Source organism: Cryobacterium sp. M91 (assembly GCF_002929615.1).
GTDB classification, from domain to species: Bacteria; Actinomycetota; Actinomycetes; order Actinomycetales; family Microbacteriaceae; genus Cryobacterium; species Cryobacterium levicorallinum.
The window spans coordinates 186677-207120 of sequence record NZ_PJJT01000090.1; the positions used below are offsets into that span (position 1 = coordinate 186677).

Here is a 20444-nt window from a genome sequence, read left to right on the forward strand (position 1 = left end):
CGGGTGGCCAACGCCCCGGCTACAGCCCGCGGCGCTTTCGAGCGGTCACCCGCAGGCCACTGGCGCGCAACCGCACGATCATCTCGCGAAAGGTGACCGGGAGAGCGCCGGCGGCCACCAGCTCGTGGTAGTTGGCTTCCGGCACGTCGTAGTGATCCAGGTCGAATCCGCGCCGCGGAAGGCCGGCGGCAGCGGCGAAGGCGTGTAATTCGTCAAGATTCAAGTCGCTCACGAGGTGTGCCCACACCGTTCCGTGCGCCGGCCAGCTAGGCTGGTCGATAAGTATTGCCATGATCGAAGTCTACGAGCCGCACCGTGTTTCAGATGTGGTTCAGACACGCCGCGCCGTTGGTTTGACCGCGGGTAGCGAATCAGGTAAAGTCAACCCTTGGTGTGCGTTAGGCAAAATCAACGCAAATGCCAAGGTTTTCTGAGTGTGCGCAGCCAGCCGGTTCGTACGCTGCAGTCAATTACAGCAGTCAATTCACACTAGTGAATTTTCAGATTCGGAGCCTTGGGCTCCCCAGAGATTGGTACGTAAAGTGGTTTACGCAGTTGTGCGCGCCGGAGGGCGGCAGGAGAAGGTAGAGGTCGGTACCATCGTGACGATGGACCGAATCAAGGCTGACAAGGACGGCAACGTCGAGCTGGCCGCCGTGCTTCTCGTCGACGGCGACAAGATCACCTCTGACGGGGCGTCGCTGGCCAAGATCAAGGTCACCGCTGAGGTTTTGAACAACCTTCGCGGTCCGAAGATCGTCATCCAGAAGTTCAAGAACAAGACCGGGTACAAGAAGCGTCAGGGGCACCGTCAGGAGCTCACTCGCGTTCAGGTTACCGGCATCGCCTAGGCCTGAGGAGATAGACAGATGGCACATAAAAAAGGTGCGAGTTCCACTCGCAACGGTCGTGACTCGAACGCTCAGCGCCTCGGCGTGAAGCGCTTCGGTGGTCAGGTTGTCGGCGCGGGCGAGATCATCGTTCGTCAGCGCGGCACGCACTTCCACCCCGGCGTCAACGTCGGCCGTGGTGGCGACGACACGCTCTTCGCCCTGGCAGCCGGCTCCGTGCAGTTCGGTGCCAAGGGTGGCCGCAAGGTCATCAACATCGTGGTGGCAGCCGAGTAGGTTTTCACAGTACGGTGCTTTTCAGCACATCGTCAGGGCGGGCTTCGGTCCGCCCTGACGTGTTTCTCCGCGGTGTTGATCAAACACAGCACCGATTTACCGCAGCACCGATTTACCGCACAACGTTTCATAGCACCTTTGTTTTGAAGCATTTCTTGCGCCACCTGAAAGGGGCACTCCATGGCCACATTCGTTGACCACGTGACGCTGCATTTACGAGCGGGCAATGGAGGAAACGGATGCGTTTCGGTCAAGCGCGAGAAGTTCAAACCCCTCGCCGGCCCCGACGGCGGCAACGGCGGCGGCGGCGGAGACCTCGTGCTCGTGGCCGATCCGAGCACGACCACCCTGCTCGGCTACCACCGCTCACCGCACCGCAGCTCCGACAATGGCGGCCCCGGCATGGGTGACCACCGCAACGGGCACAACGGCGACCTGCGTGAGCTCATGGTGCCCATCGGTACCGTCGTCAAGGACATCGAGGGCAACGAGCTGCTCGATATGAATGAACCCGGGCTGCGCCTCGTCGTCGCGCCCGGCGGTCAGGGCGGGCTCGGTAACGCTGCCCTCGCTTCGACCAAGCGCAAGGCCCCCGGCTTCGCCCTGCTCGGCACGCTCGGCTGGGAAGGCGACGTTTACCTTGAGCTCAAGACGGTAGCGGATGTCGCGCTCGTTGGATATCCCTCCGCCGGCAAATCCAGCCTCATCGCCGCCATGAGCGCGGCTCGGCCCAAGATTGCCGACTACCCGTTCACCACGCTGCACCCCAACCTTGGCGTCGTCGAATCCGGCGAGTCGCGCTATACCATCGCCGACGTACCCGGACTGATCGAGGGTGCGAGCGAGGGAAAGGGCCTCGGCCTGGAGTTCCTGCGCCATGTCGAGCGCTGTACCGCCCTGCTGCACGTGCTCGACTGTGCCACCCTTGAGCCCGGCCGTGACCCGATCAGCGACCTCGACGTCATCCTCGGCGAACTGGACGCCTACCCGGTGCCCGAGGGCCAGAAGCCGCTGCTGCAGCGCTCCCAGCTCATCGCCCTGAACAAGATCGACGTACCGGAAGGCCGCGAACTTGCCGCCTTCGTCAAGGCCGACCTCGAAGCCCGCGGCTACCGCGTCTTCGAGATCTCCACCGTCACCCACGAGGGCCTCAAGCAGCTCAACTATGCCCTCGCCGAGGTCGTCGAACAGGGCCGCGTCGAGGCAGCTGCAGCCGAAGCGAAGAAGCCGCGCATCATCATCCGTCCCAAGGCCGTCGACGAGGGTGGCTTCGTCATCAAGGTCGAGGGTGGCACCTTCGGCAACATCTACCGCATCCTCGGCACCAAGCCGGAACGCTGGATCCAGCAGACCGACTTCACCAACGACGAGGCCGTCGGCTTCCTCGCCGACCGACTCGCCAAACTCGGTATCGAGAACGAACTGTACAAGTCGGGTGCCATCGCCGGCTCGACCGTCATCATCGGCCCGGGCCATGGTGTCGTCTTCGACTGGGAGCCCACGCTCACCTCGACCGCCGAACTCATCACGGCTCCCCGCGGAACAGACGCCCGCCTTGACGAGCCCAAACGTCGTACCAGTAACGAACGCCGCGAGGAGTACTTCGGCAGGATGGATGCCAAGTCATCGGCCCGCGCCGAACTCATTCGTGAGCGCGAAGCCGGAATGTGGCAGACCGGTGAAGAGGAATACAACGAGGACGTGCGCCTCGCCGACGTCACGGTGGCTGCGGACGGCAGCGTCGCCCCGGTCGACACTGAGGTCGAGGTCGAGGTCGAGGTCGAGGTCGAGGTCGAGGTCGAAACAAACGTCGACGCCGACAGCGAGAACGACACAACGGAAGAAGTACAGAAGTGAGTGGCTTAGCTAGAGAAAATGTAGCGAGCGCGAAACGGGTCGTCGTGAAGGTCGGCTCGTCGTCGATCAGCGGCGACAACTCCGACCAGATCACCCTACTGGTCGACGCTCTGGCCGAGTCTTACGGTCGCGGCACCGAGGTCGTGCTCATCTCCTCCGGCGCGGTTGCCACCGGCATGCCATTCCTGAACCTGGAAGAACGTCCGAGTGACGTCGCCACCCAGCAGGCGGCTGCCGCCGTCGGTCAGAACGTGCTCATCTTTCGATACCAGGAGAGCCTGGACCGGTACGGCATCGCCGCCGGCACGGTGCTGCTGACCGAGGGCGACGCCCTCAAGGAGCCGCACCGCAGCAATACCCGGCGCGCGCTCGAGCGTCTGCTCGACCTGCGCATCCTGCCCGTCGTCAACGAGAACGACACCGTCGCCGTGTACGGCCTGCGCTTTGGAAGCAACGACCGTCTCGCCGCACTCGTTGCCACGCTCATCCACGCGGACCTGCTCATCATGCTCAGCGACGTTGACGCGCTCTACACCAAGCCGCCGCACCTGCCCGGCGCCGAGAAGCTCGATTTCATCGCGGCGGATGATCCGCTCGACGGTTTCGAGTTCAGCTCTAGTGGAGCGACCGGGGTCGGTACCGGGGGAGCGAGCACGAAGGTCGTCGCGGCCCGCCTCGCGACCAAGGCCGGAACCGCCGTTCTGGTCACCTCGACCGAATTGGCCGCTGCAGCCCTGCGCGGCGAGCACGTCGGCACCTGGTTCGAGCCGACGGCCAGCGAAGAGCGTCGCGCCCTACTCTGAGCCGGATCGGGTCTGAGCCGGATCGGGAGCCCGACCCGGCTGCGCTAAACTGCCTCTGGTCGCTTCCGTTGCGTCCGTAATTCTCGCCGGAGGACCAGTTACATGTGCGGTTGCAGTCCGTTGATACGTGCACTATTCATGGTTTCCGAGTGAGGGCCCGCTCGCAGGAACTTGTTCGTTCGGCGGCGCGCATCGTCGTCAAAGTGGGTTCCTCGTCGATCAGCGGCGAGAATTCCGGGCAGATCGCACCGCTCGTTGATGCCCTCGCCGAAGCCCATGGCCGCGGCACCGAGGTCATCCTGGTGTCGTCGGGTGCGATCGCCATAGGCATGCCGTACCTGAAGCTGCAGGAGCGCCCCACCGACCTGGCGACCCAGCAGGCCGCGGCATCCGTTGGTCAGAATTTGTTGATCTTTCGCTACCAGGACAGCCTCGACCGCTATGACATCGTCGCAGGGCAGGTGCTGCTCACCGCGAGCGATCTCGATAACGCAACCCACCGCGGCAATGCCCAGCGGGCGATGGAGCGCCTGATGGCGTTGCGGATCCTGCCGATCGTGAACGAAAACGACACGGTGGCGACCCACGAAATTCGATTCGGTGACAACGATCGACTCGCCGCCCTCGTAGCCATCCTGATCGACGCCGACCTGCTGGTGCTACTCAGCGACGTCGACGCGCTCTACACCTGCCCGCCGCACCTGCCCGGCGCCGAGCGCATCAGCCACGTCGCTTCCGGCGATCCACTGATCGGCATGGAATTTGGCGCGACCAAGGTCAACGGGGTGGGCACCGGGGGAGCGAGCACCAAGATCACGGCCGCCCGGATCGCCGCGCAGGCCGGAACCGCCGTGCTCGTCACCGCGACCGGACTCGTGTCCGAAGCGTTGCGCGGCGAACCGGTCGGAACCTGGTTTGAACCCTCGCCGGCACCGTCGGCCCAGCGCATCCGCTGAGAAAGTCTAAATAGTCTCTCGGCAGGCCCTCCGGTAAACTGGCGGGCATGTTGCAGTCACTGAACGATGTCGCCCAGCTCACGCCCACCCTTGAGGCCGCTCGCACCGCTTCCCTGTCGCTCGCTTCGGCACCGACAGAGGTGAAGAACACGGCGCTCAAGCTGATCGCCCAGTCTTTGCGGGAGAACGTCGCGGCCATCGTCACGGCGAACCAGATCGACCTCGATGCTGGGGCGACCAACGGCCTGACCGCCGGGCTGCTCGACCGGCTCAAGCTCGACGAGGCGCGTCTCACGGCTCTCGCTGATTCCGTCGACCAGATCGCCCTATTGACCGACCCGGTCGGCCAGGTCGTGCGCGGCAGCAGCCTGCCCAACGGCATCAAGATCAGCCAGGTGCGCGTGCCGTTCGGCGTCATCGGCGTCATCTATGAGGCCCGCCCCAACGTCACCGTCGACCTCGCCGCCCTCGCCATTAAGAGCGGCAACGCTGTCGTGCTGCGCGGTGGGTCCGCCGCCGAGAACAGCAACCGAGTTCTCATCGATCTCGTCCAGGCCGCCATCGCCGCGGCCGGGCTCAACCCCGACTCGGTGCAGACCATCGATCCCTTCGGCCGGGCCGGCGCGACCGAACTCATGAAGGCACGCGGCTTCGTCGATGTGCTCATTCCGCGCGGCAGCGCCAACCTCATTCGCACCGTCGTGACCGAGTCCCAGGTTCCCGTCATTGAAACCGGCGCCGGCGTCGTGCACATCTTCCTCGACGAAACGGCCACCAAGCAGTGGGCGATCGACATCGTGCACAACTCCAAAACGCACCGGCCCAGCGTCTGCAACGCCCTCGAAACCCTGCTCGTGCACCGCAGCGCCGCCGAACGACTTCTGCCCGACGTGCTGGCCAAGCTGGAAGCCTCCGGGGTGACGATTCACGCGGATGCCCGCACCCGCGCCCTCTACCCGTCCGCCGTCCCGGCGACCGACGATGACTGGGCCACCGAATATATGAGCCTCGACCTCTCGGTCGCGATCGTGGATTCTCTCGACGAGGCGATTGCGCACATCCGTCGCTATTCGACCGGGCACACCGAGTCGATCATTACCAACGACCTGCAGAACGCGGAGCGGTTCCTGAACGAGGTGGATTCGGCCTCGGTCATGGTCAACACCTCGACTCGGTTCACCGACGGCGGCGAGTTCGGTTTCGGCGCCGAGGTGGGCATTTCCACCCAGAAGCTGCATGCCCGCGGCCCGATGGGGTTGCCCGAGCTGACCAGCACCAAGTGGATCGTGCGCGGCACCGGACAGGTGCGCTCGTAGCTTTAGCCAGGTCACTGCTGGCTGCCGCTAGAATGGGAACGGCGGCGTGAAACGTCGCACCCATAATTTGATTTGAACAGCTCGAGCAGCGTGCTGGTCGTTGTGCCTGAATGGAGAACCGATGTCCTTTGTGACTGCTGTGCTGACCGAGGTCGAGCACATCGCCCTGCCGCTGCCCCTGATTGCCTACCCGATGGTCGCGGCCGTGTTGTTCCTCGCCCTCGGCATCGTGCTGTGGAGCTTTCGCGATGTCTCCAACCGTCACAGTGGTAAGGCCGACGCCTACGCGGCAGCGCACGGCGGACACGGCTCCAGCACCGGTGGCCACTAGAAGCCTGATCGTAACGTGACAGTTCGTCGTCCGCGCATCGGCGTGATGGGCGGTACCTTCGACCCCATCCACCATGGACACCTCGTCGCCGCGAGCGAAGTGGCGCAGAGCTTCGACCTGGACGAAGTCGTCTTCGTACCCACCGGGCAACCTTGGCAAAAAAGCGGCGTGACCGGCGGGGAGCATCGTTACCTGATGACGGTCATTGCCACCGCGTCGAATCCCCGATTCACCACCAGCCGCGTCGATATCGACCGGGTCGGGCCGACCTATACGATCGACACGCTTCGGGACCTGCACGAGGAACGACCAGACGCCGAACTGTTCTTCATCACCGGAGCGGATGCCATCACGCAGATTCTCGGGTGGAAAGACGTGCGCGAGCTGTGGCAGCTGGCCCATTTCGTCGCTGTGAGTCGCCCGGGGCATGAGCTGAGCGTTTCGGGTTTACCCAACCAGGACGTAAGCTTGTTGGAAGTTCCGGCACTGTCCATTTCGTCTACTGACTGCCGGGCACGGGTCAATCGGGGTTTCCCGGTCTGGTATCTGGTCCCCGATGGGGTCGTCCAGTACATCTCAAAGCATCATCTGTATCGGAGTGTGGCATGACGTTGGGAGAGCCTCAGCCGCTCAGCCGACGTCAGGCGCGTGAACTTGCGCGTCATCAGGAGCCCGTTCCCGTTCTTGACGTGCCCGCGCTGACCCCCGCAGCCTTACGCCCAGCTGCGCTGGCAGCCCCGGGGAGTGCCCCAGTCGCGCGGCGGTCCAGTCGCCACCACACGCCCGACCGAGCCAGCGAACCGGCCGAGTCGGCGGCATCCATTGCACCAGCGGAAACCCCGACACCCCCGTCTGCGGTTCCCGCCGTCGAGCACGCCCTCAGCCGCCGCGAACTGCGAGCCCTGCAGGCGCGTCAAAATCAATCAGAGCAAGAGGATGCCGTGCCGACGGTGTCAGCGCCGGTCGCGCGCGAGGCCGCGGTTCCCGAGGCCGAGCTGATCGAGGCCGAGCTGATGGAACCGGAGCAGATCGAATCGGAGCAGATCGAATCGGAGCGGAGTGAGCCCGCCGGTTGGACTCCGCCCGTCGGTCACTGGTCCGTTGATTCGGGCGAGCAAACGCCGGTGCACGCGCCCGAACAGTCGCTGGATGAACTGATCAATCGCGGAATCGGCGCCGGCGGCATCCCAACGACGACGAATGCGCTCATTCTGCCGTCGATTCCGCATCAGGGCCCCAGCGTGAGTCCGATCTCCAACACCGGTGAGATCATAATCACGGGATCTTTCGATCTGCCACGCAGTCTTGGCTCCACCGGGGCGCATCCCAATCTGTTTGATTCGTCCGAGATGGACCACATGATGGACCAGCTCGATGCTGACCAGCTTGGCGGCGACTCGGCACCGGTCAGTGCCAGTCGCGCAGTGAGTACGCATGCCTCGACTCGCGGCATGCTGACGCCGCCAAAGAAGCAGCGAGCGTCGCTTCCCATGGTTCTGGTCATCACGACGGCGATCCTTGCGGTCAGTGTTCTCGCTCTCTTCGTGACTGGCTACCTGTTGGGCATTTTCTAGTGCCGCTACGCGGATCGATCCCACAATTTTCTCCGACGCGTCGATGTGACTCGTTTCCCTCCGTTCCCCCCATCATCGCCGCGTGCGCATTCACGCCCCGCGGCACAATCTCAAGGATTCAGTTATGACCACGTCGCCGCACGCCCTCGAGCTGCTCAAAATTGCCGTTGCCGCCGCCGATTCGAAGGGTGGGGAAGATCTGGTTGCGCTTGACGTGTCCAATCCGCTTCCCCTGGCTGATATTTTCTTCATCGTCACCGGACGCTCCGAACGTAACGTCGTTGCCATCGCCGGTGAAATCGAAGACAAGCTAATCGAGGCCGGCCACAAGCCGCTCCGCCGTGAGGGACGCGCTGCCGGACGCTGGGTCCTCGTTGACTTCGGCGACCTGGTCGTGCACGTCTTCCACGAGGAAGAGCGCCAGTACTACGCTCTGGAGCGCCTGTGGAAGGACTGCCCGGTGATTCCGACCGGGATTCCGGCCAAAGTGGCAGCCGAAGTTGACGCGGAAGGCGACACGGAAGAGGTCGCGGAGTAGCTTCGGTTTCGCAGATCACATTCTGTGTTGTAAGCTAACAAAGTTGTTTCGGAGAGATTCGAAACGACAATCTGGGTCCGTGGCGCAGCTGGTAGCGCACCTGCATGGCATGCAGGGGGTCAGGGGTTCGAATCCCCTCGGATCCACCAGAACAAAAAAGCCCCGAGAGTGTCGGGGCTTTTTTGTGCCCTCTCCCGGTATTTTTGGAGCCGGCTAAAAAGTGTTGCAATCTTCATGACGAGTTTTTTTCGTGAGTTTCTGCGGCCGAGTGCCAGAGTTAGTCGAGTCCCCGACCTGGCTGGGCAAGAGTGGCATCCTTGCCAGGTTCAAAGCTGCCGAAGAAATACCGCGTGGCGGGTATCGGAAAAAGTTTTGGGCAGCGATAATCTCTTAGTGGTTGATCCCACAAGCACGAATTCAATATATGCGTCCCGAATGCATCCCTCATAAATTGGAGATATACAGCATGAAGAAGACCACCGTTCAATTGTTAGACGACCTCGACGGTTCCGTTATCGAGAATGGCTCGGGGGCATCCGTTTCTTTCGCGTTTGAGGGCGACTCCTATGAGGTCGATCTGTCAGAAAAGAATCTCGCTGAGTTTCGTGCAGCCTTGAAGCCCTACGCCGACGTTGCCCGCAGAGTTGGCTATGTTCCCGCGAAAGCGCGAGCCGCCAGCGGATCAAAGTCGGATCGTGCCGAGCTTCAAGCCGTGCGGGCATGGGCCGCGGCCAATGGCATTCAGGTTTCCGACCGCGGGCGCATTGCGGCGACCGTTCGTGAGGCCTATTCACGAGCACAGGCCAACTAAGACAGGTTCTGCTTTATGCACGAGGATGTGCGGTGTCCCTGCCTGAGCGGAGACACCTATTCCGCCTGCTGCGGTCGGTTTCACGCCGGCGCGGCCGTTCCTTCCACCGCCCAGTGGTTGATGCGGTCGCGTTACAGCGCCTTTGCACTCGGTCACGCGCAGTATCTGCTGGACACCTGGCATCCGCTCACTAAGCCCAGCTCGCTCGAATTAGACCCGTCCCTCACCTGGCGTCGCCTTGACATTCTGCGGACCGAGAGCGGGGGAATGCTCGATAGCGACGGCGTCGTCGAATTCACTGCTCACTATCGCCAGGATGGTATTCCCGGGCAGCAACATGAAGTTAGCCGCTTTCAGAAGGTGACGGGGCGTTGGTATTACCTCGACGGCGAATCGGCGGGCTGACCACTCCCGGCGGCGTCTTCCCAGCCATGCGTCATAGATTGAATGCCATGTCTAACGCCCTCTCCCGCGATATCGCCACCGGCACCGATCCCCGGCATCCGGTGCGTCGCGCGTTGGGTCGGGCACGGGCCTGGGTTGATGGGCATGCTTATCTGCTCTTCGCCTATCGCCTGGCGGTTGCCCTGCTGGGCACCCTCGTCATTCTTGTGGGAGTCATTCTGATCCCCCTGCCTGGGCCGGGCTGGCTCATCGTTTTTCTGGGCCTCGCCGTGCTTGGAACGGAGTTCGCCTCGGCTCGACGGGTGGGTGCGTTCCTCAAACGGATCGTCACTCGTGCCTGGGCCTGGTGGCGCGCACGCCGTGCTCGCCGCGTTGCGAGCTCGGCGTAACCCTCGCCAGGGCGGCTGCTTCAGCGGCCGAAGGGCATGGCGGGAGCGCTGAAGAACAGTGACGCCAGAATGGCGACGTAAACGATGACGAAAATTGCCGGGGTGACGTAGCGCACGACATTCACCCACGGCGCCATGGCAATGATGCACCGGGTGAGCGCGCTGGGCGCTTCCAGGGCCCGCAGGTCGGCGATGACGGCGAGACCCTCGTTGGCGGCACTTATCTGTGCAAGGGCACCAAAAATACCCGAGGCGAGCAGGATGCCTGCCGCAGCGATGCGTACGGCCGGGTCAGCGGTTGCCAGTCCGAGTGCGAGAAAGCCGACGACAGCGGTCAGCAGAAACGTCGGGGCGGCCTGGGACACGATAATGTGTGCGCGTGCCTTGCCCCAGAAAGTTATGAGCTGGGATTCCGTCATGGTGGCTCCATTCGTTGTGGCACCGCCGACGGCGCCTGACTCCATTCTTGCGTGTTCAGCGTGTTCAGCGTGTTCAGCGAGATCATCCGTTGGATCGGACGATGAATTGGCCGAGCCGTTGGTTCGGCGAACCGCATCCACGATGGGATTCGGGCTATCGCCGACGATCCCATAAATTCGGCGCACGCCCGCCTGCAGAAGTTGGCCGATGGGTTGATCTGCGACTGACCCTCCAGCGCCGCGAGGAACTTCTCAGGGTCCCAACCAACTCCCGCTCGAGCGGAAGGCAGATATGTCGGCGGATGCCTGTAGCGTATTTTCCAAGCGCGGCCACCGTCGGGTGCTGCCGTGTCCCTCAACTCGCACCTGACCGTGTCCCACCTTCCCTTCGAGGAGTCTCATGGAAACCTGGCCCGGCACCGCCTACCCCCTCGGCGCAACCTTTGACGGGAGCGGCACCAACTTCGCCCTGTTCAGTGAGGCGGCCCAACGAGTCGAACTGTGCCTCTTTGATGAAGACGGCGGTGAGACGCGCATCGAGGTACGCGAGTCATCCGCTTATATCTGGCACTGCTATCTTCCGCTCGTGCAGCCGGGCCAGCGCTACGGCTACCGGGTGCATGGCGATTACAACCCCGCAGCGGGCAACCGGCTCAACCCGAGCAAGCTGCTGCTTGACCCCTACGCCAAGGCTACGACCGGGGCCATCGACTGGGATCCGTCGCTGTTCTCCTATGACTTCGACGACCCGGATTCCCCGAACGACGAAGACTCCGCGGCACACATGATGCTCGGCGTGGTCGTCAACCCATTCTTTGACTGGACCGGCGACCGGTCGTTGCGCACGCCATACAGCCAGTCCCTAATCTACGAGGCACACGTCAAGGGACTCACCAAGCTTCAGGAGTCCGTACCGGAGACCCAGCGGGGCACCTACGCGGGATTGGCGCATCCTTCGGTCATCGACCATCTGCAGAAATTGGGGGTGACGGCTATCGAACTCATGCCGGTGCACCAGTTCGTGAACGACGGCACCCTCATGGAGCAGGGCCTGAACAATTACTGGGGCTACAACTCGATCGGATTCTTCGCGCCGCACAACGCGTATTCCTCCACCGGTGATCTCGGTCAGCAGGTGCAGGAGTTCAAGGGCATGGTGCGCAGCCTGCACGCCGCCGGAATTGAAGTCATCCTCGACGTAGTCTACAACCACACCGCCGAGGGCAACCAAATGGGGCCTACCCTATCGTTCAAGGGCATCGACAATGAGGCCTACTACCGCCTCATGGATGACGACAAGCGCTACTATATGGACTACACGGGCACCGGCAACACCCTCAATGTTCGGCACCCGCACGTGCTGCAGCTCATCATGGATTCGCTGCGCTACTGGGTGCTCGAGATGCACGTTGACGGCTTTCGGTTCGATCTGGCCTCCGCTCTGGCCCGAGACCTGTACGAAGTTGACAAACTGTCCACCTTCTTCGAGCTTGTGCAGCAGGACCCGATCGTGTCGCAGGTCAAGCTCATCGCCGAGCCGTGGGACGTCGGCCCGGGCGGCTACCAGGTCGGTAATTTCCCCTCCCAGTGGTCGGAATGGAACGGCAAGTACCGCGACACCGTTCGAGACTTCTGGCGGGGAGAGCCCTCCACACTCGGCGAGTTCGCCTCGCGCGTGGCCGGCTCGGCCGACCTGTACGAGCACTCAGGGCGGCGCCCGATGGCCTCGATCAACTTCGTCACGGCGCACGACGGCTTCACCATCGCTGACCTCGTGTCCTACAACGAGAAACACAACGATGCCAACGGCGAAGACAACAACGACGGCGAATCGCACAACCGGTCCTGGAACTCCGGCGTCGAGGGCCCTACTGACGACCCCGAGATTCGCGGGCTGCGCGCCCGCCAGACGCGCAATTTCCTTGCCACCCTGTTGCTGTCGCAGGGGGTTCCGATGCTGTTGCACGGCGACGAACTGGGCCGCACCCAGCTTGGCAATAACAACACCTATGCGCAGGACTCCGAGCTGACCTGGGTGCACTGGGACGAAGCCGACCTGCCACTGATCGAGTTCACGGCGGCGGTCTCCCGCCTGCGCCGCGAGCACCCGACGTTCCGGCGCAGCCGGTTCTTCGACGGACGCCCGGGCAAACGGGTGGCAGGGGAGTCCCTGCCCGACATCGTCTGGCTCAACACCGACGGCGAGCCGATGGCGTCAGAAGACTGGGACGAGAATCTTGCCCGCACGGTGGCCAAGTTTCTCAATGGCAACGGAATCCGCGAACGCGACGTGCGCGGGCAAGAGGTCGTCGACGTCAATTTTCTGCTCCTGTTCAACGCGGATGCCGAGGACGTCGAATTCAAGCTGCCGCCCGATGAGTACGCCCCGGCCTGGGAGATCGTCGTCGACACCGCCGGCGAGGGGGCCGATTCCGTTGCCCGTCCGGCCGGAGCCATTCAAACGGTAGTTGGTCGGTCCCTCGTGGTTCTGCGCGCGTATCACGAACCCGAAGCTGCCCCGGATCATTCGGTGGCCGCGTCACTCGCGGGCAACACCGGGTTGATCTCCCTCCCGGGCCTGACCTGATGCCGCTGAGCACTTATCGGCTGCAGATCACGGCCGGATTCGACCTCGATGCAGCGGCCGAAATCGTGGACTACGTGCGCTCCCTCGGTGCTGGCTGGGTCTACCTGTCGCCGCTGCTGAAGGCCGAACCCGGATCGGATCACGGCTACGACGTGGTCGACCACTCGCTGGTTGACCCGGCCCGTGGCGGTGCGGCGGGGCTCGTCCGGCTTGCAACGGCAGCGCACCAGGCCGGGTGCGGCGTGCTCGTAGACATTGTGCCCAACCATATGGGGGTCGCCAGCCCGGCGCAGAACGCCTGGTGGTGGGACCTGCTGCAGAACGGTCAGCAGTCGCGTTATGCCGAGGCCTTCGACGTCGACTGGGCGTTCGGCAATGGCAAGATTCGCATTCCGGTTCTCGGCGACGATGGTTCGGATGGCCGCACGGAACTCGACCGGCTCGAGATCGTGGGCGGCGAGCTGCATTATTTTGACAACCGATTTCCCCTGGCGGCCGAAAGCAACAATGACGGTGCCAGCCCGGCCGATGTGCACTCCAGGCAACACTACGAGTTGGTGAACTGGCGTCGCGCCGACGCCGAGTTGAACTACCGCCGATTTTTCGCGGTGAACAGCCTCGCTGGTATCCGGGTCGAGGTGCCGTGGGTGTTTGAGGAATCGCACCGCGAGATCGTGCGTTGGGTGCGCGACGGCCTCGTGCAGGGATTGCGGGTCGACCACCCCGACGGGCTCGCCGATCCGGCCGGCTACCTGGAAGCCCTGCGGCGGGCCACCGACGGCTGCTACGTTCTGGTCGAGAAGATCCTGGAAGGGCGCGAAGCGCTGCCGACCAGCTGGGCGACTGCCGGCACCACCGGTTATGACGCCCTCGCCGACGTCGACCGGGTGCTCGTCGATCCGGCCGGCCAGGAGCCCCTCGATGCGCTCGAGGCCAGCCTGCAGGGCGTCGCCACCGACTGGGCCGACCTGGTCTATCGCAACAAGCGCGACGTGACCGACGGCATTCTGCGTTCCGAGGTGCTGCGAATCGCCCGACTCGTGCCGAGCGATACGGGGAACCTGGCACCGACCGCCGAGGCCCTGGCCGACCTGCTGGCCTGGTTTCCGGTCTATCGCTCGTACCTGCCCGTTGGCTCGGAGAATCTGCGCGAGGCGGCCCGCCGCTCGGCTACCCGCCGCCCGGAACTTCAATCCGAGATCGACCGGCTGCTGCCCCTGCTCGGCGACCCGGGGCATCCGGCCGCCGTGCGCTTTCAACAGACCTCGGGCATGGTCATGGCCAAGGGCGTTGAAGATCGGGCTTACTACCGGTTCAGTCGGTTGACCTCGCTCAACGAGGTCGGGGCCGATCCCGACGAGTTCGCCGTGCCGGTGGCTGAGTTTCACAAGCGGCAGCGCACGCGTCAGGCGGGTTTTCCGCACTCGATGACGACGCTGTCGACTCACGACACCAAACGCGGCGAAGACGTGCGGGCGCGCATTGCGGTGCTTGCCGAGATCCCCGCCGAGTGGGCGGAGGCGCTACACCAGCTGCGGGCAGCGCATCCGCTCGACGATGCGCCCTTCGAGAACCTGCTCTGGCAGGCGATCGTGGGCGCCTGGCCGGCCAGCCGGGAGCGGCTCGCCGCTTACGCCCTCAAGGCCGCGCGCGAAGCCGGCACGTCGACCACCTGGACCCAGCCGAACACCGGTTTCGAAGCGGCTCTCGACGACCTCGTCACAGCCGCCGTCGAGTCGGGGCCGACCCGCGATCTCCTCACCGCACTGGTTGACCGGCTGCAGCAGCCCGGGTGGAGCAATTCGCTTTCCCAGAAGCTGCTGCAGCTGACCATGCCGGGCGTCCCAGACGTCTACCAGGGCAGCGAGCTGTGGGAGACCTCGCTCGTCGACCCCGACAATCGTCGCCCGGTCGACTATGCGCTGCGCCGCGAGCTGCTGACCCGTCTGGAAAGCGGATGGCTCCCCCCGGTCGACGAGACCGGCGCCGCCAAGCTGCTGGTCACCTCCAGCGCCCTGCACCTGCGCGGCGACCGGCCAGACCTGTTCACTCGCTACCTGCCCGTACCCGCCTTCGGCCCGGCTGCTGGCCATGTCGTCGCGTTCGACCGCGGCGGAGCCATCACCGTGGCCACGCGGCTGCCGATCGGGTTGCACGAGGCCGGCGGCTGGCGCGACACGACCATTGCCGTGGCCGATCGCACCGTCGTCGATGTGTTCACGCGCCAGCGCTTTGACGGCCCGGGCCTGCGAGTCGCCGATGTGCTGGCCCGGTATCCGGTGGCGTTACTGGTGGCTGCCGACGACCGAGACCGCCCTTCCCCCCGCATCGGACGTCACACATGAACGATCAGAGATTTGAGGTCTGGGCGCCCGACGCGCAGACCGTGCAGCTGGTGTTGGGCACGCGAAGGCTGGAACTTACCGCCCGCGATGACGGTTGGTGGGAACTGCCGGCATCCGCTCGACCGGCGGTGCGCGCCGAGATCGACTACGGCTTCATCGTGGACGGGCGCGGGCCGTACGCCGACCCGCGATCACGGCGGCAGCCGGCCGGGGTGCACGCCCCGTCGCGTAGTTTCGATGCGTCCGCGCATGTCTGGCAGGATGCCGACTGGACCGGGAGGCAGCTGGCCGGCGCCGTCATCTACGAGTTACACGTGGGAACCTTCACACCAGAGGGTACGTTCGGGACGGCCGCGAGCCGGCTCGATCACCTGCAATCGATCGGCGTCGACTTCGTCGAGCTGTTGCCGGTGAATGCCTTCAACGGCACCCACAACTGGGGCTACGACGGTGTGCTCTGGTACGCCGTGCACGAGGGTTATGGCGGTCCGGCCGCGTACCAGGCCTTTGTCGATGCTTGCCACCAGCGTGGCATTGGCGTCATTCAGGATGTCGTCTACAACCACCTCGGCCCGAGCGGCAACTATCTGCCACAGTTCGGTCCCTACCTGAGCGAGGCCGCCGGTAACACCTGGGGGTCCTCGCTCAACCTCGACGGGCCGCACTCCGATCCGGTGCGCCGATACATTCTCGACAACGCACTCATGTGGCTCGGCGACTACCACGTCGACGGCCTGCGCCTCGACGCCGTGCACGCGCTGCGCGACAGCAGCGCCACCCACCTGCTCGAGCAACTCTCCGTCGAGGTCGCCGCACTCAGCGCCGAGACCGGGCGGCCACTCACCTTGATCGCCGAATCCGACCTCAACGATCCGCGCCTCATCACCCCCCGAGAGGCGAACGGCTACGGCCTCGACGCCCAGTGGAGCGACGACTTTCATCACGCCGTGCACGTCGCCCTCACCGGGGAAACCTCAGGGTACTACGCCGACTTCGAGCCGCTCGACGCCCTGGCCAAGGTGCTCACCCACGGGTTTTTTCACGACGGCACTTATTCGAGTTTTCGGGAGCGCACCCACGGTCGCCGGATCGACCGGGAACGGATGCCCACCTGGCGGTTGGTCGTCGCATCCCAGAATCACGACCAGATCGGTAATCGGGCCGTCGGCGACCGGCTCAGCGCCCAACTGGATGTCGGCCAGCTCGCAATTGCCGCGGCGCTGACCCTGCTCGGGCCGTATACGCCAATGCTGTTCATGGGGGAAGAATGGGGGGCGACGACACCCTGGCAGTTCTTCACCTCGCATCCCGAACCCGAACTCGGCACGGCAACGGCCACCGGACGCATCAGCGAGTTTGCCCGCATGGGCTGGAATCCGGCGCTCGTCCCCGACCCGCAGGACCCGGCGACGTTCGAGCGCTCCAAGCTCAATTGGAACGAACTGGCCGAGCCCGAGCACGCTCGACTGCTCGAGTTCTACCGTGCTTTGGCTGCGCTGCGCCGCACCCACCCCGATATCACCGATCCCCGGTTCGACCAGATCGCCGTCGAGTTGGATGCGGCCGAGGGGTGGCTGCGGCTGCACCGTGGCCGCACCAAGATTCTGATCAACCTCGGCGAGCGTTCGGCGCACATCCCGGCCAGCGGGGGAGAGGTCGTGCTGTCCTTCGCCGCCGCTGGCGATGCTGTGCAGGACCGACTGCCTAACGCCCTGCAGCTGGCTCCGCACTCGGTCGTCGTGCTGGCGTGATCTGTTCAAACGACGCGTTGGATCTGGCAAGATGGGGCTGCTGCCTCCAGTCGCAGCACACTCGATGGGGGACCACGCATGGGATCGTTTCTGGCGCCGACCACGGCGGCCGCGCTCGAGCGGGTGCTGACGCTGCAAACGGATACCGCTGGTTCGCCCCTGGATCGGCTGCGCGCCATCCGCTCGCTGCAGACCGCCCTCGAACAGGACCCGGCGACCCTGGCCGCTGTTCGCGGCGCCCTCGCTGCTGACGTGTCGTGGGACCAGATCGCTGATGCGACCGGACTGAAGCCTCCGGCGGCCAAATGGCGTTGGGGCGGCACCGACGACGAGATCAGCGCCCGCCTCGAAGCCGGCCGCAAACGATCCGTGCGGCCAAGCAGTGTGCCGACCGACCTCCCCGGCCTGTCCGTCGCCGAGGCGGCGGCCGAACGCGGTGTGAGCGCCCAGGCGATTTACCTGCAGGTGCGGCGCGGCACCCTGGTCAGCCGCACGGTGACCCTGCCCGACGGCCGCAATTACAAGCGGGTGTTCCCGGCCGGCACGACTGACCCCGATTCCAGCCCCGACCTCAACGGAGACGTTCCACAATGAACAACATTCCCACTACTCTCACGATTGAGCATCGCGCCGACCGGGTGCACGTGCAGCTCGACCGGCCCGACGTGCGCAACGCCATCGACCAGACCATGATCGATGAGCTGCACGCAATTTGCGCTGAACTGGAGCAGCAGCCGCGTATCCTGATTATCAGCGGAGCGAACGGTGTCTTCGCCTCGGGTGCCGACATCGCCCAGCTGCGCGAACGGCGCCGCGACGACGCGCTGCTCGGCATCAACTCCGGGCTGTTCTCCCGCATTGCGAAACTGCCGATGCCGGTGATCGCCGCGATCGACGGCTGGGCGCTCGGCGGCGGCGCCGAACTGGCCTATGCGGCTGACTTTCGCATCGCCTCCACGAGCGCCCGGATCGGCAATCCGGAGACAGCCCTCGGCATTCTGCCCGCTGCCGGTGCGCTTTGGCGACTGGCCGAGCTCGTCGGCGAGCCGGTGGCCAAGGAGATCATCCTGGCCGGACGCATTCTGAGCGCCCCCGAATGCCTTGCCGTGCATCTGGTCACCGAGGTGCACGACCCCGACGACCTGCTCGCTGCCGCCCACGCGCTGGCCGACCGCATCGCCGCGCAGGACCCGCTGGCGACCCGTCTGGCCAAGGAAGTTTTCCACGCTCCGCGGGCGGCGCATCCGCTCGTCGACAACGTTGCTCAGTCGATTCTGTTCGAATCCGAGGCCAAGTTCGCCCGAATGGATGCCTTCCTCGCCCGTCGCAAGCGCTAGACGAAGACCACGGCTAAAGCGGTGACAGTGCCAATAGCGATCGCAGCCCATTCCATGAATACTCCCTCTTTGCGCCCACTATCGCATCGCGAGGCCACTCGCGTGCGGTTGCGACCCACTTGGATGTGGCCACGGCGAATTCAGGAAAGGGCCAGACTCGTTCAGCGCTGGACGCTACGCCAACAGCACTGCTCTGCCACATGAAACACACTTCAACTCACGTGCGGGGACTGTCTCTTAAACGGTGGTTCCGGGCTGGGCGTATTGGCCCGGTGGGTCTGGGCGGGTCGCCAGGTTTGGGACGGGTCCCACAGCAGTGGGCCGAGCACTTGGGGCCGGCCTTTGACCATGCGGATTTTCCACCCGTTTGTGTTGATGGTGTGGTGGTGGAACCAGCACAAGAGTGTTCCGTTTTCGATGTTGGTGGGGCCGCCCTGTTCCCAGGGGAGGACGTGGTGGACTTCGGTCCAGCGGGCGGGGATGGTGCAGCCGGGGATGATGCAGCCGCCGTCGCGGGCGGCAATTGCCGTGCGTTGTTTGGCGGTGAAGCAGCGGATTTTGTCGCCGAGGTAGAGCACGTCGCGGTTCTCACCGAAGAGGACCTGCTGGTAGCCGCCTGCGCAGATGAGCTCCTTCACCCGGCGAAACGACACGGGTGCTTCGACGCCATCGATCCAGCCGACGCCGCGGCCCTGGTCGAGGTCGACGGCGTTGATGTGCACCATGACGGTGGGGGCGGCACCGCCCATGGTTGGGGTTTTCGGGTCTCGTGCGGCCGCCTCGAGGATGGCGCGGAGGATGTCGGCGCGCTTCTCACCGGCGGTGCGGCGGTCGCCGTCGAATCGGGGGTCGCCGGTGAACTGGTCGGCGCTGAATGGTTCCGTGCCGAAAGCGGCCGAGCCGGGGATGCTCTCCACCCCGTCGATACCGTCGATGCCGTCCAGCTCGGGCTTATTGCGGCTCTCGAGCAGTTCGGTGGGTACGAAGATGGGGCTGCGAGACCGGGACGACAGGAACGTATCGAAGAGGGTGTCCATGATGCCGCGCAGTTCGGGGGTGACGTCGGCGCGCAGCGGGTAGAGCCCGTTGCGGAGCACGCCAAACGTCAACGTGCTCTTCGCCTCCACGACATCGTCGCCCGGGGCGGTGCCGTCGGGGTCGAGCCGCCCCTGCCACTCCATCGCCTGCGCCCGCAGCATGTCGGGAGCGAAGCGGATGCCTGCGCCCGGGAGCCCCGCAGTTTCCGGCGTGATCGCTCCAGTCGCCGACGCGACCAAAGCGCGTTCGACGCGGTCGAGGTCGTCCGGACCGACCCGGCCCTGCAATGCGGTCAGGGCGGTGGCGATGATCTCCGCCGATTCCACCCCGAGGTCGCCGCTGACGAGCCCGTCGGCGATGACCGAGTACCGGGCGGGGACGGGCAGGCCAAGAGGCGTGCGCTCCACCGTGGTCTCGCCGAGCTTCAGGCGACGTTTGGCTTCACGGCCGGAGATGCCGGCGAGCTGGGTGATGAACTCGACCCGGTTGTGGCATCCGTTCTTGTAGGCCAACGAGCCGTTGCCGAGGTCAGTTTCGGCACGCGCACCAATGTCGGTGGTCGACCGCAGCCTTGCCCCATCAACCTTGCGACCCAGCCTCTCCAGGGCTGCCAATACCGCGACCGCCTCGGAGTCGTCGAGCTGACCAAACCGCACCCCGTCCAACGCTCCCGCCAGAATCGCACCGGCCTGGTCAATCACCGCCACCCGAGAACCTTCAGGCTCCGGGATCGAACCGGCTGCTGCTGGCGGGGCGGTGAGGGTCATGGCGTCGGCGCCTCCTTCATCCATAATTATAACCCGAAAAGTACATTAACGGGAGAGAATCTCACTTTATACTGACAAAGGATCGGAAATATT

Annotated in this window: 22 protein-coding genes and 1 tRNA gene; 20 read left to right on the plus strand and 3 right to left on the minus strand. The window is 64.5% G+C overall.

All coding sequences use genetic code 11. The features are described 5' to 3' along the window. Nucleotides 1–19: 19 nt before the first annotated feature. Nucleotides 20–292, minus strand: a complete 273-nt coding sequence (locus tag CXY80_RS16505; protein ID WP_092450788.1) for a DUF4031 domain-containing protein — start codon at nucleotides 290–292, stop codon at nucleotides 20–22. On the opposite strand from CXY80_RS16505, the gene CXY80_RS19585 reads away from it, so the two are divergent. From CXY80_RS19585 to CXY80_RS16575, 15 genes are all read left to right on the plus strand, one after another. After that, entirely contained in the window at nucleotides 291–434 is a 144-nt protein-coding gene (locus CXY80_RS19585; protein WP_158251689.1) for a hypothetical protein, read from the plus strand. The genes CXY80_RS16505 and CXY80_RS19585 overlap by 2 nt on opposite strands. Before the next feature lie 108 nt (nucleotides 435–542). Continuing rightward, nucleotides 543–851 carry a 50S ribosomal protein L21 gene (rplU, locus tag CXY80_RS16510; protein ID WP_092450786.1) on the plus strand — a complete coding sequence of 103 codons (309 nt, stop codon included), beginning with the start codon at nucleotides 543–545 and terminating at the stop codon, nucleotides 849–851. An 18-nt stretch (nucleotides 852–869) separates the two neighbouring features. Further along, nucleotides 870–1127, plus strand: a complete 258-nt coding sequence (rpmA, locus tag CXY80_RS16515) for a 50S ribosomal protein L27 (protein ID WP_092450784.1) — start codon at nucleotides 870–872, stop codon at nucleotides 1125–1127. A gap of 180 nt (nucleotides 1128–1307) precedes the next feature. Further along, on the plus strand, nucleotides 1308–2984 hold the full coding sequence (gene obgE, locus CXY80_RS16520) for a GTPase ObgE (protein WP_104133117.1): 1677 nt from the start codon (nucleotides 1308–1310) through the stop codon (nucleotides 2982–2984). Further along, nucleotides 2981–3787 carry a glutamate 5-kinase gene (gene proB, locus CXY80_RS16525; RefSeq protein WP_092450780.1) on the plus strand — a complete coding sequence of 269 codons (807 nt, stop codon included), beginning with the start codon at nucleotides 2981–2983 and terminating at the stop codon, nucleotides 3785–3787. Before obgE ends, proB (CXY80_RS16525) begins: the two co-directional genes overlap by 4 nt. A gap of 149 nt (nucleotides 3788–3936) precedes the next feature. Continuing rightward, entirely contained in the window at nucleotides 3937–4743 is an 807-nt protein-coding gene (gene proB, locus CXY80_RS16530; RefSeq protein ID WP_092450778.1) for a glutamate 5-kinase, read from the plus strand. A 47-nt stretch (nucleotides 4744–4790) separates the two neighbouring features. Continuing rightward, complete coding sequence (locus CXY80_RS16535) at nucleotides 4791–6059, plus strand: glutamate-5-semialdehyde dehydrogenase (protein WP_092450776.1); 1269 nt, start codon at nucleotides 4791–4793, stop codon at nucleotides 6057–6059. Nucleotides 6060–6180: 121 nt separating this feature from the next. Continuing rightward, nucleotides 6181–6390, plus strand: a complete 210-nt coding sequence (locus tag CXY80_RS16540) for a hypothetical protein (protein ID WP_092450774.1) — start codon at nucleotides 6181–6183, stop codon at nucleotides 6388–6390. Between the two features lie 15 nt (nucleotides 6391–6405). Then, nucleotides 6406–6999, plus strand: a complete 594-nt coding sequence (gene nadD, locus CXY80_RS16545; RefSeq protein ID WP_092450772.1) for a nicotinate-nucleotide adenylyltransferase — start codon at nucleotides 6406–6408, stop codon at nucleotides 6997–6999. Further along, nucleotides 6996–7964 carry a hypothetical protein gene (locus CXY80_RS16550; RefSeq protein ID WP_146070759.1) on the plus strand — a complete coding sequence of 323 codons (969 nt, stop codon included), beginning with the start codon at nucleotides 6996–6998 and terminating at the stop codon, nucleotides 7962–7964. Before nadD ends, CXY80_RS16550 begins: the two co-directional genes overlap by 4 nt. Nucleotides 7965–8088: 124 nt before the next feature. After that, the gene (gene rsfS / locus CXY80_RS16555) at nucleotides 8089–8502 is read left to right on the plus strand and encodes a ribosome silencing factor (RefSeq protein ID WP_104133119.1); all 414 of its coding nucleotides are present in this window, start codon (nucleotides 8089–8091) and stop codon (nucleotides 8500–8502) included. 73 nt (nucleotides 8503–8575) lie between these two features. After that, a tRNA-Ala gene (locus CXY80_RS16560) sits at nucleotides 8576–8651 on the plus strand. A 317-nt stretch (nucleotides 8652–8968) separates the two neighbouring features. Then, nucleotides 8969–9313: an Lsr2 family protein gene (locus tag CXY80_RS16565; RefSeq protein WP_104133120.1), complete on the plus strand. Its 345-nt coding sequence runs from the start codon at nucleotides 8969–8971 to the stop codon at nucleotides 9311–9313. A gap of 15 nt (nucleotides 9314–9328) precedes the next feature. Further along, nucleotides 9329–9718: a YchJ family protein gene (locus CXY80_RS16570; protein WP_104133121.1), complete on the plus strand. Its 390-nt coding sequence runs from the start codon at nucleotides 9329–9331 to the stop codon at nucleotides 9716–9718. A gap of 47 nt (nucleotides 9719–9765) precedes the next feature. Continuing rightward, entirely contained in the window at nucleotides 9766–10107 is a 342-nt protein-coding gene (locus CXY80_RS16575; RefSeq protein ID WP_092450762.1) for a TIGR02611 family protein, read from the plus strand. 20 nt (nucleotides 10108–10127) lie between these two features. Here the strand turns inward: CXY80_RS16575 and CXY80_RS16580 are convergent, their stop codons facing one another. After that, on the minus strand, nucleotides 10128–10526 hold the full coding sequence (locus CXY80_RS16580) for a hypothetical protein (protein WP_134471194.1): 399 nt from the start codon (nucleotides 10524–10526) through the stop codon (nucleotides 10128–10130). Nucleotides 10527–10926: 400 nt separating this feature from the next. Between CXY80_RS16580 and glgX the strand changes: the two genes are divergently transcribed. From glgX to CXY80_RS16605, 5 genes are all read left to right on the plus strand, one after another. Then, nucleotides 10927–13113, plus strand: coding sequence for a glycogen debranching protein GlgX (gene glgX / locus CXY80_RS16585; protein WP_104133123.1), 2187 nt, complete (start codon nucleotides 10927–10929; stop codon nucleotides 13111–13113). After that, nucleotides 13113–15458, plus strand: a complete 2346-nt coding sequence (treY, locus tag CXY80_RS16590) for a malto-oligosyltrehalose synthase (protein WP_104133124.1) — start codon at nucleotides 13113–13115, stop codon at nucleotides 15456–15458. Before glgX ends, treY begins: the two co-directional genes overlap by 1 nt. After that, nucleotides 15455–17209 carry a malto-oligosyltrehalose trehalohydrolase gene (gene treZ, locus CXY80_RS16595; RefSeq protein WP_104133125.1) on the plus strand — a complete coding sequence of 585 codons (1755 nt, stop codon included), beginning with the start codon at nucleotides 15455–15457 and terminating at the stop codon, nucleotides 17207–17209. Before treY ends, treZ begins: the two co-directional genes overlap by 4 nt. 78 nt (nucleotides 17210–17287) lie before the next feature. Continuing rightward, the gene (locus CXY80_RS16600) at nucleotides 17288–17803 is read left to right on the plus strand and encodes a hypothetical protein (RefSeq protein ID WP_104133126.1); all 516 of its coding nucleotides are present in this window, start codon (nucleotides 17288–17290) and stop codon (nucleotides 17801–17803) included. Beyond that, the gene (locus CXY80_RS16605) at nucleotides 17800–18546 is read left to right on the plus strand and encodes an enoyl-CoA hydratase/isomerase family protein (protein ID WP_092450750.1); all 747 of its coding nucleotides are present in this window, start codon (nucleotides 17800–17802) and stop codon (nucleotides 18544–18546) included. The genes CXY80_RS16600 and CXY80_RS16605 overlap by 4 nt, the downstream gene beginning before the upstream one ends. 212 nt (nucleotides 18547–18758) lie before the next feature. On the opposite strand, the gene CXY80_RS16610 is transcribed toward CXY80_RS16605, so the two are convergent. Beyond that, nucleotides 18759–20351: an HNH endonuclease signature motif containing protein gene (locus tag CXY80_RS16610; RefSeq protein ID WP_158251690.1), complete on the minus strand. Its 1593-nt coding sequence runs from the start codon at nucleotides 20349–20351 to the stop codon at nucleotides 18759–18761. Nucleotides 20352–20444: the final 93 nt, after the last annotated feature.